Origin of the sequence: Bradyrhizobium sp. 45 (assembly GCF_023073155.1) — a bacterium.
GTDB lineage: Bacteria > Pseudomonadota > Alphaproteobacteria > Rhizobiales > Xanthobacteraceae > Bradyrhizobium > Bradyrhizobium canariense_D.
In genome coordinates, this window is sequence record NZ_JADPIX010000154.1 from 90,593 (window position 1) to 105,194 (window position 14,602).

The window sequence follows — 14,602 nt, forward strand, 5'->3', positions numbered from 1 at the left end:
TGTGCAGTGAAGCATTTAGAGGCCACCAGGCTCTCCCATGACAAGTGATATCGCGATTCCCGCCCCGGAAACGGCGGCGGCCAGTGGGCATGGCGATGCCCACACCACTGCCGGCTTCGGTGCGCTGACACTCGGCAGCATCGGCGTCGTCTACGGTGACATCGGCACCAGCCCGCTCTACGCGTTCCGCGAGGCGGTCATGGCGGCTTCCGGCGCGGAGGGGGTGCCGACGCCGGCGGCCGTGCTCGGCGTGCTCTCCCTGATCCTGTGGGCGCTCATCGTCGTTGTGACGCTCAAATACGTCGTGATCCTGCTCCGTGCCGACAACAACGGCGAGGGCGGCACGTTGGCGCTGATGGCGCTGGCCCAGCGCGCAGTCGGCACCCGCGGAACAACCATCGTCCTGCTCGGCATCATTTCCGGAGCCCTGTTCTACGGCGACGCCGTGATCACGCCGGCGCTCTCGGTGCTGTCGGCGCTCGAAGGCATGAAGGACGTCACCCTGCACTTCGAGCCCTACATCGTGCCGCTGACCGTGATCATCCTGGTCGGTCTGTTTGCCGTGCAGTCCCGTGGCACCGCTCGCGTCGCCGCCTTCTTCGGCCCGATCATGTGCGTCTGGTTCGCGGTGATCGCGATCGCGGCGATCCACCCGATCATCCAGCAACCGCAGGTGCTGTTCGCGCTGAACCCGCTCTACGCCGTGTCCTTCATGATCCACCACGGCATCATCGGCTTCGTGACGCTCGGCGCGGTGTTCCTGGCGGTCACCGGTGCCGAGGCGCTCTATGCCGACCTCGGCCATTTCGGCAAGCGGCCGATCCAGACTGCCTGGCTGTTCATCGTGGTGCCGTCGCTGGCATTGAACTATCTGGGGCAGGGCGCCCTCGTGCTCGGCGACCCCGGCGCGATCGTGAGCCCGTTCTTCCAGCTCTTTCCGCAAGGTTTTTTCCGCGGCTGCATGGTGGTGCTGGCGACCGCCGCAACGGTTATCGCGAGCCAGGCGGTCATCACCGGTGCCTATTCGCTGACGCGTCAGGCGATCCAGCTCGGTCTGTTGCCGCGGTTTGAAATTCGCCATACGTCCGAAGCCCATTCCGGCCAGATCTTCATCCCGCGCATCAACCAGCTCCTGCTCGTCGCAGTGGTCCTGCTGGTGCTCTTATTCCGCTCCTCCAGCGCGCTGGCCTCGGCCTACGGCATCTCCGTCACCGGGACCATGGTGGTTACGGCGATGATGGGCTTCGTGGTGATCTGGAAGGTATGGCGGTGGTCGCCGTTCACGGCTGCCGCCCTGATCGCGCCGTTCTTGTTTCTCGACCTCACCTTCCTGGCCGCCAATCTGCTCAAGGTGTTCGAGGGCGGCTGGGTGCCGCTGGCGCTCGGCGCGCTCATGATCATCCTGATGTACACGTGGCGGCGCGGCAGCCGGCTGCTGTTCGAGAAGTCGCGCAAGCTCGAATTCCCGCTCGCCGACCTGGTGGCCATGCTGGAGAAGCGGCCGCCGCAGCGCGTGCCCGGCACCGCGGTGTTCCTGACCAGCGATCCCCTCAGCGCGCCGACCGCGCTGATGCATAGTCTGAAGCACTACAAGGTGCTGCACGAGAAGAACGTCATTCTCACCATCGAGACCGCACAGACCCCGCGCATCGATCCGGCCGAGCGGGTGAAGCTGGAACAGATCTCGCCGACCTTCTCCAAGGTGACGCTGAAGTTCGGCTTCATGGAATCGCCCAACGTGCCGAAGGCGCTGGCGATCGCCCGCAAGCTCGGCTGGCAGTTCGACATCATGTCGACCTCGTTCTTCCTGTCGCGGAGGGCGCTCAAGCCGGCCGCCCATTCCGGCATGCCGCGCTGGCAGGACCGGCTGTTCATCTCGCTCAGCCGTTCCGCCAACGACGCCACCGATTATTTCCAGATCCCCTCCGGCCGCGTCGTCGAGGTCGGCACCCAGGTGACGATCTAGCTCCGCAGCTGTCATCGCCCGGCTGGACCGGGCGATCCAGTACCCAGAAACAGTGCGTGGATACGGGCAGGCCGCGGCGTACCGGATTCCCCGCTTTCGCGGGGAATGACACTGAGCTAGCGGTGAGGTGTGAAGCAGGAGCTTCAGGCATCGTGAAGGTCGCGCTTCAAGTCGCTGCGATTTAGCTTTAACTTGCGCAAGGCAGCTCAAGCCTTTGTAGCGCTTGATTTTCGCGGGCCGAGAGGCGAGGTTGCCGGCCGCCGGGATCGCCCCGGCAGCGGCCCGCGACGTTGGAGGATGATGTGGCAAATCAAGTACAGGATCTGACCCCGGACGAGGTCTCCAAGGGTGTTGCGGAAGGGCGCTATCTCCTCGTCGACGTGCGCGAGCCGAACGAGGTCGAGGCCGAGGCTTATCCCTACGGCGTGGTCGTGCCGCTCTCGACCTTCGATCCCAAAGCGATCCCCGATCCGGAGGGTAAGGAGGTCGTGTTCGCCTGCCGCTCGGGCAAGCGTTCGGTGACGGCCTCACTGGCGGCGCAGGCCGCGGGCCTGCCTTACGACAAACATCTGGCCGGCGGCATGCTGGGCTGGAAGGCGGCGGGTCTTCCCAGCAAGGTCGGCGGCTGACCCCGCCGATGTCCAAGAGCTCGTCCCTCAACAAGGTCTTCGCAGACCTTCCCGTCACCATCTTCGAGGCGATGTCGCAGGCTGCGCGCGACAATGCCGCCATCAATCTTGGGCAGGGCTTTCCCGACGATCCCGGGCCCGAGGACATCCGCCGCGCCGCGGCCGAGGCCTCGCTGAACGGCTACAACCAGTACCCGTCGATGATGGGCCTGCCGGAACTCCGCCAGGCGATCGCGACCCATTACGGCCACTGGCACGGCCTCGAGCTCGATCCGATGAGCGAGGTGATGGTGACCTCCGGCGGCACCGAGGCCCTGACCTCGGCCATCCTCGCCGTGGTCCAGCCCGGTGACGAGGTGGTGTGCTTCCAGCCGGTGTACGATTCCTATCTGCCGATTATCCGCCAGGCCGGCGGCATTCCGCGCCTGGTCCGGCTCGAGCCGCCGCATTGGCGGCTGAATGAGGACATGCTGAAAAGCGTCTTCAATTCAAAGACCAAGGCGGTGCTTTTCAACAACCCCCTGAATCCGTCCGCGGTGGTGTTTCCGCGCGAGGACCTCGAGCTGCTGGCGCGCTACTGCCAGGAGTTCGACGTCATCGCGATCTGCGACGAGGTCTGGGAGCACGTCACCTTCGACGAGCACAAGCACATCCCGCTGATCACCATCCCCGGCATGCGCGACCGCACCATCAAGGTCGGCTCGGCTGGCAAGATCTTCTCGTTGACGGGCTGGAAGATCGGCTTCGTCTGCGCCGCGCCGCCCTTGCTGCGCGTTGCCGCCAAGGTGCACCAGTTCCTGACCTTCACCACCGCGCCGAACCTCCAGGCCGCCGTCGCCTACGGCCTCGGCAAGCCCGACGAGTATTTCCTGTCGATGCGCAAGGACCTGACGCGGAGCAGGGACCGCCTCGCCAAGGGCCTGGAGAGCCTCGGCTTCCCCGTGCTGAAGTCGCAGGGCACCTACTTCCTCACCGTCGACCTGTCCCCGCTCGGGCTGAACGAGAGCGACACCGAGTTCTGCTGGCGGATCGTGAAGGACTACAAGGTCGCGGCTATCCCGGTCTCGGCCTTCTACGAGCAGGACCCTGTGACCTCGGTGGTGCGCTTCTGCTTTGCCAAGAAGGACGAGACGCTCGACACCGCACTGGAGCGACTGTCGGACGCGGTGCGCGGGCGCAAGAGGTAGGGAGATGACCAACGTCAGCCGCTGTGGTTTTGGCCTTGCGATCGCCGCCGCGCTGACGTTGCTCTCCGCTCCTGCCGGGGCCGAGGAGCGGGTCGTCAACTTCTACAATTGGTCGAACTACGTGGCGCCCGACGTTCTCGAGGCCTTCACCAGGGAGACCGGCATCAAGGTGGTCTACGACACGTTTGACGCCAACGAGACGCTGGAGACGCGCCTGATGGCCGGCAAATCCGGCTATGACGTCGTGGTGCCCACCGCCTATTTCCTCCAGCGCCAGATCAAGGCCAACATCTTCCAGAAGCTCGACAAGTCGAAGCTGCCGAACCTGGCCAATGACTGGCCGGTGGTGACCGAACGTCTCGCGATCTACGACCCCGGCAACGTCTACGCCGTCAATTACATGTGGGGCACGACCGGCATCGGCTACAACGTCGCCAAGTTGAAGCAGATTCTCGGAGCGGATGCCAAGATTGACAGCTGGGACATCGTGTTCAAGCCGGAGAACCTCGCGAAATTCAAAGACTGCGGCGTCCACATGCTGGATTCCGCCGACGACATCTTTCCGGCGGCGTTGAACTATCTCGGGCTTGATCCGAACTCGACCAAGCAGGCCGACCTCGAAAAGGCCGCCGATGTCGTCACCAAGGTGCGGCCCTCCGTGCGCAAGTTTCATTCGTCCGAATATCTGAGCGCGCTCGCCACCGGCGAGATCTGCTTCGTGGTCGGCTGGTCCGGCGACATCATGCAGGCCCGCGCCCGCGCTGCCGAAGCCAAAAGCGGCATCGAGATCGGCTACGCCATCCCGAAGGAGGGCGCGCAGATGTTCTTCGATAATCTCGCGATCCCCGCGGATGCCAGGAACGTCAGCGAAGCCTACGAGCTGATCAACTATCTCTACCGTCCGGACGTGGCCGCCAGGAATACGGACTTCCTGTCCTACGCCAATGGCAACCTCGCCAGCCAGAAACTGGTCGATCCGAAAATCTTGAGCGACAAGAACATCTATCCGGACGAGGCGACGCTCGCAAAGCTGTTCGTCATCACGGCGCGTGAGCCCGCGACCCAGCGGGTCATCAATAGGCTTTGGACCAGGGTGAAGACGGGGCGGTAAGCACTACTGTCCGCTACCGCCACCTTCGGTGCAGCCACAGCCACTGCTCCGGATGCTCGCGGACCCAGCCTTCCACCACGCTCGTGATCGCCTGCGTGGTGCCCTGGATGTCGATCTTGCCGTCGGCGTCGCGCACCGGGTGGACCTCTTCGGTGATCTCGGCGGTGAAGCGGCCGCCGGGCAGGCGGATGACGCGGACGCCGTGGATCGGGCATTCGACCTGTCGTAACAGGCGCGCCAGCATCGGATTGGCGCGGGTCTTGCGGCCGAAGAAGGTGACCTCGACTCCGCCGGTCAGATACTGGTCGATCAGCATCGCGACGTGCTTGCCGTCCTTGAGCGCCTGGGCAAGCCGCAGCGGCGCGTCGCGCCCCGCCGGGATCAGCGTGCCCATGTTGACCTGTCGCATCTCCTGGATGATGCGGTCGGCGGAGGCGATATTCGGGCGGCGGTAGAGGATCGCTGCATCGAGCCCGTGTGCGACCGCGGCGAGCGCCGGTAATTCCCAATTGGCCAAATGCGCGGCGAAGATCAACGCCGGCTTGCCGTCGTCGCGGATTTGATCGAACAGCTCGATGCTGCGGCTGGGCAGTTCGATCCGACTGTTTTCTGGATGATCGCGGTCGTAATCCCAGACCTGGTCCATATGGGCGAATTCGGCGCCGACGCGACCGAGATTGTCCCAGACGCCCATCAGGATGGCTTCGATTTCCTCGGGCGACTTGTCCGGAAACGCCGCGGTGAGATTGGCGCGGCCGATGCGGTGCTCGCGCAGGCGCGGGCCGATCAGTTTGGTGACGCGTGCGAAAAAGTCCGAGGTCTTGGCTGGATCGAAATAACGCGTGGTGCGCAACATGCCGACGGTGGCAGCGCCGATCAGCCCTCCACCGATCGACTTTGCCGTCTGCCGCGCGCGGGCCTTCGTCCTCGCCGGAAGCAGCGCCATGCGTCCGGTCAGGCCGGTTCGCGGGTCAGGATCAGCGAGGCGTTCTGGCCGCCGAAGCCGAACGAGTTCGACATCACCGCGGTGACGCGGGCATCGCGTGCCTTGTTGCCGACGACGTCGAACAGGATCGTGGGATCCGGATTGTCGTAGTTGATCGTCGGCGGGATACGCTGATGCTCCAGCGTCAGCAGCGAGAAGATCGCCTCGACCGCGCCCGCGGCCGAGATGGTGTGGCCGACCATCGACTTGTTGGAGGTGACCGGAATCTTCGAGACGAGCTCGCCGAACACGGCCGATGTCGTATTGTACTCCATCTTGTCGTTCTCGGGCGTCGCGGTGCCGTGCGCGTTGATGTGGTCGATCTGGTCGGGCGTCATGCCGGCATCGGCCAGCGTCTTGTTCATGCAGCCGATGATCGGCTTGCCGTCGGGCGAGGAGCGGGTGCGATGGAAGGAATCGGTGAGCTCGCCGCAGCCGGCGATTACGCCGAGTATTTTTGCGCCGCGCGCGGTGGCGGCTTCATAGCTTTCGAGCACCAGCGCACCGGCGCCTTCGGCCATGACAAAACCGTCGCGGTTCTTGGAGAAGGGACGGGAGGCCGCCTGCGGCGGGTCGTTCTGGGTCGAAAGCGCCGAGAGCAGCGAGAAGCGCACCAGCGCCTCCGGATTCACGGTGCCGTCGGTCGCCACGCACAGCGCGGCATCGGTCTCGCCGCGGCGGATCGCCTCGACGCCGAGCTGAATCGAGGTCGCGCCCGAAGCGCAGGCCGTCGACAACGAGATCGGCGAGCCCTTGGTGCCGAAGGTCTCGGCGAGGTAGGCCGCGACCGAACCGAACATGAAGCGGTGGTGATAGGCGCTGTACTTGCCGCCACCGGAGATGCGCAGCAGATCGTCGTAATTGAAGTCGGGTTTGCCGACGGCGCGGCCGAGTTCGCGGCGCTGCGGCCATTCGACTTCGACCGGTGCGACCGCAAGAAAGAGAGGACCCGGGAAATCCGCCTTGGTGCCGATCCCGGCCTGGTCCAGCGCTTCCTGCGTCACCAGTTCGGCCATCCGTTCGGACAGGCCGGTGGAGGAGAACGGATCGACGCTGACGAAATCCACCGTGCCGGCCATCGTGGTTTTGAGGCCGTCGACCGGAAAGCGCGTGATGGTGCGGATGCCGGATTCGCCGGCGACGAGCTTCGCCCAATTGTCGGTCTTGCCGTTGCCGAGCGAGGTCATGATGCCCATGCCGGTGACGACGACGACGGGACGCCCGAGTTTGTCGCGTGGTGCAGTCATGTCGATCCCCGCTTGAGCTGGAGCATGATCCGAAAAAGCGTGACGCGGTTTTCCGAGAAGATCATACCCAAACAATAACCTGCCAAAGCGTAACGCGCTTTAGCTTACTGCCTCGACCAGCGCCATGCCTTCGCCGCGCCAGTGTCCGGCCCCCACCACCACAATCTGGGTGGGCGCTCCCTGCATTTCAATCTCGGTGCCCGTGGAATCGTTCGGCGGAAACAGCGCGCCGCGAGAGATCGACAGCGCGGCGAGCGCGATGCCGAGCGGGAATTGCGTCTCCATGGTGTGGCCGAACATCGTGCCGGTCGAGCGCACCGGGAACTCGGCGTGGCCCTTCAGGAAGGCGCGCTCTTCTGATGTCGCAGGCTCCGCGCCGGTCGCGCCGGATATGATCGCGCCCTTGCCGTCGCGCTTCGGCAACTTTGCCCAAAGCTTCTCCAGCGTCGCGGCCATGTCGCCGGGGGTCTTACGACGGGCAAGGTCGGCAACGACGCTCGACAGCTTTGCGAATGGTTTTGCGCCGCGCGCTTCCGCATGGGCCTTCGATTCCAGCACCAGGAACGCGCCAGCCGAGCCGAGCGCGAAGCCGGCGTGGTCCTTGCGCGCCCACACGGGGGCGAACTTGTCCTTCAGATTGAAGTCGCCGAATTCGTAGAGGACCATCAGGTCCTTGCGCTCGCCATTGTGCGAGCCGCCGATCAGCGCGATGTCGCTCTCGCCGGAGGCGATGCGCGACAATGCAATGCGGGCGGCATCGGCGCCGGCAACCTCTTCACCCATGAAGGTGCGCGAGGTGCCGCCAATGCCGTGCACGATGGCGATGTTGCCGGCGAGCAGGTTGGAGAGCTGGGCCAGGAACAGCGTCGGCCTGAGATCGCTCATCAGCCGCTCATTGAGGAAGCCGGGCGCGTTGGCGCCCTTGGCCTCGGCCGTGAGCACGCCGGTGTCGACGTTGAGATCGCGTTCACCGCCGCCGGCGGCGACCACCATGTCGATCTTCGACAGGATGTCCTTGTTGCCCTTGATCCCGGCGGAGTCGAGCGCAAGCCCGGCCGCATAGGTGCCGATGCGCTGCCAGGCTTCCATCTGGCGCTGGTCGCCCTTCTTGGGGATCTGGCTGTCGAAGGTGACAGGCATCAGGGGGTGCACGATGTAGGGTGCAAAGCCCTTCTCGTCGACATTGATGCGCTTCTCCTGAAGCGCGGCCCAGTTGGCGTCCAGGCCCTCGCCGAGCGAGGTGGCCAGGCCAATGCCGGTGATCCAGACTTCCGTCTGGGCAGGCTTCGAAGCAGTCTCGGTCATGGCAATACGGCCTGTTGCGGAAAGCCGACGCGTTTGGCGACCGCGTCCATGTGGGCGCGCATATCCGCATGGGGAAAGGGAATCTGCGTGAAGGTCAGCGTCGAATTCGCGCGCAGCTTGCCGCCGACCTTGATCTTGGCTTCGGTCACGGCGTAGCCTGAGCCCTGATGGGCCAGGCTCGCCTCGATGCTCATGAGATCGCCGGGGAAGACCGAGCCGCGGACCTTGGCCTCCTTGACGGCAGCCAGGATCGGCATACGCTCGAATTTGAGCACGCCAAGCTGAAGCCAGCCCGAGGCCTGCGCCATCGATTCGATCAGGAGCACGCCGGGCATCAGGGGATAGCCCGGGAAGTGCCCTTCGAAGATGGTGCTCTCCATCGGGACCTGAGCCTCGACAACAATCGTCTTCGCGTCGACGTTGAGGTCGACGACGCGATCTATCATGTGGAAGTATTCGAGTTGCATGACCGCGCGCTTAGGCGCTCGCGCCCTTGGCCGCAACCAGTTCGTCGATGCGGGCGCACAGGTTTTTCAGCACGAAATACTGCTCGGTGGTCGCTTTGCCGTCGTTAACCTCCTGAGTCCACTTTTCCAGCGGCAGCTTGATACCGAACTGCTTGTCGATCGCGAACGCGATGTCCAGGAAATCGAGGCTGTCGATGCCGAGGTCATCGATGGCATGGCTATCCGGCGTGATCGTGTCGCGCGGGATGTCGCAGGTTTCAGCGATGATCGTAGCGACCTGATCGAATGTGGAGGACATCACTAAGCCTTTGATATATTGCAGATGTTTGTCAGATTTTCCAGAGTGGAACGATGGGTGAGCATCGCGCCCCGATGACGCCCTCAACCCCCCTCTGGCCGGGTCGAAAGCCCGTATATCGGAGCGCCGCCCTGAGTTCAATGGAGCCGGACGGGTGTGGGGACCGGGCTGGGGACGCCCCGGCTGAGCCGTTTCGGCCGAAGGAGCGCCAGCGGGCCTACCAGACGTCTTGCTTACCAGATGTCCTGCCTAGATGTGCGGCGTCGTGATCTTGACGCAGTCGCGGCGGCCCATCAGCACGCAATCCTGGGTCCGGCGCAGGTCGGCGATGCTCACCGCGAGCCAGATCCCGATCGCGGTCAGTGCGATGGTGAAGGCCAGCGCCGCGATATTGGCGAGCATGCGACGGCGGAAATCGTCCGGTTCGGTGCGGGGCTCCTCGTAGCGCGACAGGTCGAGCCGCTCGGGCGCGACGCGCAATTGCTGCACGCTAGCGTTTCCGCGGTGGGCCGTCGGGGAAGGCGAGGTGCGCGGCCTGAACTGGAGCACCCGGTGCTCGTCATCCGAGCTTATGGGCCGCTGGGTTGTCATGGTGCAGGGATCACTCCGAAGCAGCGATTTTTAGATAGCATACGTAGTGAACGCGTTGCAGAAAATTTTCTCAACGCGCACGTGCATTGCGCGTTCGCACTATCCTGCAGGACTGCGAACGAAGGACCGTGGAACCGTGGTCGTTCCGGGCCTGCAGAGGGTGCGATGCAATAATATCCACCGAGCCGAATGCATTTGCCGGCGCGGTGCCCATGACATAGTCCAGGGAACCTGACCACGCAGCTGCAACCATGTTAGGGGCCTTTCGACCATGACCAATACGCGCGAACCGAGAGTGCATCCGGTGTCGATCCTGTCGCTGCGGCCGACGCAGATGACGGTCGGGATGCGCGAGGTCAAGGAGAAGCGCAAGCGCTGGCGCGAGCACGACAAGAAGAAGCAGGCCGATCTGCTCGGCAAGCATATGATCCCCGTCGTGCACGGCCCCGACGAGCGCTATTACGTGATCGACCATCATCATCTCGGTCGCGCGCTGCACGACGAGGGCGTCAAGGAGGTGCTGGTCACCATTGTCGGCGACCTCAGGATGGTGGAGCGCGAAGCGTTCTGGGGCGTGATGGACAACAAGCGCTGGGTTTACCCCTACGACGCCAAGGGCGAACGGCGACCATTCCGCGATTTGCCCAAATCCGTCGTCGACCTCAAGGACGATCCCTTCCGGAGCCTTGCCGGCGAGCTGCGCCGCATGGGCGGCTTCGCCAAGGACACCACGCCGTTCTCCGAATTCCTGTGGGCCGACTATCTGCGTCGAAAGCTGTCGCGCAAGACTGTGGATGCCAATTTCGACAAGGCGCTCGAGAAGGCGATGTCCTCAGCCAAGAGCAAGGATGCGATCTATCTGCCCGGCTGGTGTGGGCCAGCGGAGGATGATTAGGCGCAACGCTCGCAGCAGCAGGCATGCGGCTCCGCAAACTGGATCTGATCACAGCCTCTTGAGTGAAACCATCTCCCGTCCGCGCGAAGCAGTGCTGAAACAAAGCCGTGCCACTTGTTGGAATTGTCGAGCTCACACAGGAGGCCGAAATGCGCTGTCTGGTTTTCGCCGTTGCCCTGCTCGTGGTCGCTTCAGCCGGGATCTCGGCGTCGTTTGCCGCAGTTCACCATGCCAAGACGTTGACTTTTTCCGAGCGCTTTGCCCCGGCGCTCGAGTTGATGGCGCAGCGCTAGGACAGGTTCACGCCAGTTCAACCAGCAGCGTCGCGATCGATTTTGCGCAACCGCACAAAGGCGGCCCAGGCCCGCGGATAATCCTTGTCCGCGGGATCAATTGTAAGTAGCGCGCGGCATGCTTCCTTGATCTCCTCGGGCGAAGGACGCTTGGCCGGAACCCCGGATGATTTGGCCTCCTCCCAGCGAGCCTCGATGCCTTTCGCAAACGCCAGGGCCTCGGCGCTCGTCCGCTTCTGCGCCGATTTCGCCAGCGGATGGTCCGAGGGGAAGTTCGGCCATGCAGCCGGCGGCTGATTGACACGCCACGTCAGTTCATCTGCTTGTCGCGCCTCCACGCCCGAACCTGAATGCTGTGCTGCTGGCGCCCATCCTGCCCCTGCCGAGGCTGGCGAACCCGATGAGCCGGCTGATCTCCGCGGGACCGCCGAACCTGGCGCGACCGCCGCTGTCTGTCCGGCCAGCTGGCCAAGCTGTTGTTCCATCGTTCCGCCGCTGGACTTGGGGATGACTTTTTCGATGGTCTTGATCATCGACAGCGCGCCTGGCGATATCAGCGTGTTCTGGTCGGCAATTTTGTCGTCGGCCGCGCCTGGGCAGGGCTTGTAAGCAGAGCGCTGCGACGTCATCCGGCCGTCGTCGTCGATACGGGCAAAATCGATCGAGACGGTGTAAACGAACGCGGCCTCGACATACTGCCTCTCCTTGTCCATCGCTTTTACGGAGCCGCATACGTATCTTGCCTGGTCTGCATCGATCGTTCGCAGGCCGTTGAAGTGAGCTGAATTCGGCGCAACGAGGACGCGTAAGACGGCAGCCCGCGCCTTGCCGTGCTCCGATTCGAACATGCTCCATATCTCGTTCGCGTTGATGATCTCCGGCTGATAGTTCCATGCGTATCCGGCCGCGAAGAATGTCGTGCCAATACAGGTCGCGATAACAAATGCCCGCACGTTCATGAGAAGCCCCCCAACAGGCACGGCTCATCCGCGTCTCCGGGGACGGAAACTGCGCAAGTTGTGCCAAGGCGTTTGTGCTAGTTGAGGGTGAGATTCTTAATTAAACGTGTGCGATTGCGAAAACACAGAGTTCCCGTCAAGCGGGAACTCATCCGCTGCATTGTGGCGATGCGTTCCTTCCGCGCTCGCGGCGGTCGGTCATTTCTTCGGCAGCCGTCCCATCAGATAGAATTCGTCGTTCGGCCGCATGCCGGTGAAATTCGCCAGCCGGTTCGACAGTGCGAAGAAGGCGGAGATTGCGGCGATGTCCCAGATGTCGTCGTCGCTGAAGCCATGCGGCGCGAGCGCAGTGAAATCGTCCTCGGAAATCCGCTGCGCATCGGCCGAGACCTTCATCGCGAAGTCGAGCATCGCCTTTTGCCGCGGCGTGATGTCGGCCTTGCGGTAGTTCGTGGCGATCTGGTCGGCGATCAGCGGGTTCTTGGCACGGATACGCAGGATCGCGCCATGCGCGATCACGCAATACTGGCACTGATTGGCTGCCGAGGTCGCGACCACGATCATCTCGCGTTCGGCTTTGCTGAGGCCGCCGTCCTTCTCCATCAGTGCGTCGTGGTAGGCGAAGAAGGCGCGGAACTCGTCCGGGCGGTAGGCCAGCGTCAAAAACACGTTCGGCACGAAGCCGCTCTTCTCCTGGACGGCGAGGAGACGCGTGCGGATGTCGTCAGGGAGCGCATCGAGGGCGGGAGCGGCGAAGCGTTGCACAGGCTTTGTCATGGGCATGGATTCCGGCTTGGGGCCGGCAACCTTAGTCGATGCGGGTGCCATGCTCAACGTGACGCCAGGCTCGCAATGCCGGCGCTGGAAAACAAGCGTCGCTTTACCGCAGCGGCTTCTTCAGCAGCGAGAAGCGGTCCGGATCCAACCCCATCGACGGTTGCAGCATCGGGGCTTCGATGCTGGAGAGCGTCTTCGCGGGCGGCGCCGAGAACACCGGATCGTTCGGCACGTCGCGCTGCGAGGTGGCACCGCGCCAGCGCTCGAGCACGGCGCCGACGAAATGCATGTCGTGACCGGAGGTGACGGAGGGCACGCTGCTGATGGTGGCTTCGCCGCGCGGCAATTGATGCGGCGGCACCTCCTTGAAGCGCAGCCGCGTCGGCAGCGCGACACCTTCGCCGAATGCCAGCACTTCTCGGGTGCCGAGCGAGGGCACGAACGAAAGCAGGTTCGCGGCCGCATCCGACACCGCGGCGCGCAGCAGCGCCTGGTCGCGCTCGTTGGCAAGGCGCATCGTGAACAGCGTGTTGCACTGGGAGATGATGGTGGCGTCGAGCTCGGCCGGACGCTGGGTGATGAGGCCGAGATAGACGCCGTATTTGCGGCCTTCCTTGGCGATGCGCGACACCGCCTTGCGGGTCGGCCCGAAGCCGACATTGCGATCGGCCGAGGCGTAGCGGTGAGCCTCCTCACAGACGAACAGCATCGGCGAAACGCCATCGCTCCACAAGCCGAAGTCGAAGGCCATGCGGCAGAGCACCGAGACGACGGAATCGATGACCTCGGCCGGGAAGCCGGCGAGCTGCATCACCGTCATCGGTTTGCCGTTGGCCGGCAGGCGGAACAGATGACTGATCACCTCGGCCATGGTGTCACCGCCGACATTGGCGTTGTCGAACATGAAGGCGTAGCGCGGGTCGTTGCGGACCGCCTCGATGCGGGAGATCAGCTTGTGATAGATGATGCGCGAGGAGCGGTTCTCGAGCTTGCCCATGCGCTCGTCGATCAGCGACATCAGATCGACCAGGCGATAGGGCACCGGAGTATCGACGGTGTAGCCGATCTGCTTGGGATCGATGCGCTTCAAGCCGATGCGATCGGCGTTCTGGTACTGGGTATAGACGCCCTTGGCGAGCGGGATGACCTCGGCGAGGACGTCGAGCTCCTCAGGCACGCCAGCGCGGCCGCCGAACAGCACGTCGACGATTTCCTCGAAATTGAACAGCCAGAACGGCAGTTTCAGATTGCGCGGGTTGAGCACCAGCGCGCGGTCGCCGAAGCAGCGGCCATATTCGTTGTGCACATCGAGCAGGAAGATGCGCAGATTCGGGCGTGCCTTGAGGATCTCGTTGAGCAACAGCGACACACCGGTCGATTTGCCGACGCCGGTCGATCCCAGCACTGCAAAGTGCTTGGAGAGCATTTCCTCGATGTCGACATAGGCGACGACGGAGCTGTCCTGCTGAAGGAAGCCGACATTGATCTGGTCGGAACCGGTGGGCGCGTAGATCGTGCGCAGCTCCTGGCTCGTGATCAGGTCGACCGAATCGCCGATGGTCGGATAGTTGGTGACGCCGCGCTGGAATTTGGCCTTGCCGGTCGCGTTGAGGATTTCGCCCAGCAGGTCGACCGAGGCAATGGCGATCAAATTGTCGTTGCTCGAGAGGTTCTCGCAGGACACCTCGGTGATCATGGCGACGATGACCGAGCTGGCGCAGCGGATACTGACGAAGCGGCCGACGGTGGCCCGAACTTCCGAGACCGGCATCCGGCTTTCAGCCAGCAGCCCGACCCGGGCGAGCGATCCGCGAACCGAAATCACGCGTCCAAATGATGTCACAATGAATGAACCTGGCAAGAGCAACGGGTTGTCCGGACTATGCACGGCC

Annotated in this window: 15 protein-coding genes; 6 read left to right on the plus strand and 9 right to left on the minus strand. The window is 63.7% G+C overall.

What is annotated here, in order from left to right:
- The first annotated feature begins 37 nt into the window (after nucleotides 1-37).
- The 4 genes from IVB42_RS37490 to IVB42_RS37505 all read left to right on the plus strand — a co-directional run bounded on the left by IVB42_RS37490 (nucleotide 38) and on the right by IVB42_RS37505 (nucleotide 4,893).
- Nucleotides 38-1,966, plus strand: coding sequence for a potassium transporter Kup (locus IVB42_RS37490; protein ID WP_247398311.1), 1,929 nt, complete (start codon nucleotides 38-40; stop codon nucleotides 1,964-1,966).
- A gap of 302 nt (nucleotides 1,967-2,268) precedes the next feature.
- Complete coding sequence (locus tag IVB42_RS37495; protein WP_063996571.1) at nucleotides 2,269-2,595, plus strand: rhodanese-like domain-containing protein; 327 nt, start codon at nucleotides 2,269-2,271, stop codon at nucleotides 2,593-2,595.
- A gap of 8 nt (nucleotides 2,596-2,603) precedes the next feature.
- Nucleotides 2,604-3,782 (plus strand): aminotransferase, encoded by a 1,179-nt coding sequence (locus IVB42_RS37500; RefSeq protein ID WP_085395866.1) that lies wholly within the window; start codon nucleotides 2,604-2,606, stop codon nucleotides 3,780-3,782.
- 4 nt (nucleotides 3,783-3,786) lie between these two features.
- Entirely contained in the window at nucleotides 3,787-4,893 is a 1,107-nt protein-coding gene (locus IVB42_RS37505; protein ID WP_247391227.1) for a polyamine ABC transporter substrate-binding protein, read from the plus strand.
- A 13-nt stretch (nucleotides 4,894-4,906) separates the two neighbouring features.
- Here the strand turns inward: IVB42_RS37505 and IVB42_RS37510 are convergent, their stop codons facing one another.
- The 6 genes from IVB42_RS37510 to IVB42_RS37535 all read right to left on the minus strand — a co-directional run bounded on the left by IVB42_RS37510 (nucleotide 4,907) and on the right by IVB42_RS37535 (nucleotide 9,786).
- Complete coding sequence (locus IVB42_RS37510; protein ID WP_018459334.1) at nucleotides 4,907-5,839, minus strand: lipid A biosynthesis lauroyl acyltransferase; 933 nt, start codon at nucleotides 5,837-5,839, stop codon at nucleotides 4,907-4,909.
- A gap of 8 nt (nucleotides 5,840-5,847) precedes the next feature.
- A complete protein-coding gene (locus tag IVB42_RS37515; RefSeq protein ID WP_018459333.1) occupies nucleotides 5,848-7,125 on the minus strand; it encodes a beta-ketoacyl-ACP synthase in 1,278 nt (425 codons plus the stop codon).
- A gap of 99 nt (nucleotides 7,126-7,224) precedes the next feature.
- Nucleotides 7,225-8,430 (minus strand): beta-ketoacyl-ACP synthase, encoded by a 1,206-nt coding sequence (locus IVB42_RS37520; RefSeq protein WP_018459332.1) that lies wholly within the window; start codon nucleotides 8,428-8,430, stop codon nucleotides 7,225-7,227.
- A complete protein-coding gene (locus IVB42_RS37525; protein WP_085352753.1) occupies nucleotides 8,427-8,897 on the minus strand; it encodes a 3-hydroxyacyl-ACP dehydratase FabZ family protein in 471 nt (156 codons plus the stop codon). Before IVB42_RS37525 ends, IVB42_RS37520 begins: the two co-directional genes overlap by 4 nt.
- 10 nt (nucleotides 8,898-8,907) lie before the next feature.
- Nucleotides 8,908-9,195, minus strand: a complete 288-nt coding sequence (locus IVB42_RS37530; RefSeq protein WP_007592476.1) for an acyl carrier protein — start codon at nucleotides 9,193-9,195, stop codon at nucleotides 8,908-8,910.
- A 249-nt stretch (nucleotides 9,196-9,444) separates the two neighbouring features.
- Nucleotides 9,445-9,786 carry a hypothetical protein gene (locus tag IVB42_RS37535; protein ID WP_085352754.1) on the minus strand — a complete coding sequence of 114 codons (342 nt, stop codon included), beginning with the start codon at nucleotides 9,784-9,786 and terminating at the stop codon, nucleotides 9,445-9,447.
- Between the two features lie 271 nt (nucleotides 9,787-10,057).
- Between IVB42_RS37535 and IVB42_RS37540 the strand changes: the two genes are divergently transcribed.
- Nucleotides 10,058-10,681, plus strand: coding sequence for a ParB-like protein (locus tag IVB42_RS37540; RefSeq protein WP_018459329.1), 624 nt, complete (start codon nucleotides 10,058-10,060; stop codon nucleotides 10,679-10,681).
- A gap of 149 nt (nucleotides 10,682-10,830) precedes the next feature.
- Nucleotides 10,831-10,974, plus strand: coding sequence for a hypothetical protein (locus IVB42_RS37545; RefSeq protein ID WP_247398308.1), 144 nt, complete (start codon nucleotides 10,831-10,833; stop codon nucleotides 10,972-10,974).
- A gap of 17 nt (nucleotides 10,975-10,991) precedes the next feature.
- Here IVB42_RS37545 and IVB42_RS37550 read toward each other — a convergent pair whose 3' ends face one another.
- The 3 genes from IVB42_RS37550 to IVB42_RS37560 form a co-directional block, all read right to left on the minus strand.
- Complete coding sequence (locus IVB42_RS37550; protein WP_247398305.1) at nucleotides 10,992-11,933, minus strand: hypothetical protein; 942 nt, start codon at nucleotides 11,931-11,933, stop codon at nucleotides 10,992-10,994.
- A 198-nt stretch (nucleotides 11,934-12,131) separates the two neighbouring features.
- Complete coding sequence (locus IVB42_RS37555) at nucleotides 12,132-12,710, minus strand: peroxidase-related enzyme (RefSeq protein WP_026233779.1); 579 nt, start codon at nucleotides 12,708-12,710, stop codon at nucleotides 12,132-12,134.
- A gap of 103 nt (nucleotides 12,711-12,813) precedes the next feature.
- Nucleotides 12,814-14,553, minus strand: a complete 1,740-nt coding sequence (locus IVB42_RS37560; protein WP_204510911.1) for an ATP-binding protein — start codon at nucleotides 14,551-14,553, stop codon at nucleotides 12,814-12,816.
- Nucleotides 14,554-14,602: the final 49 nt, after the last annotated feature.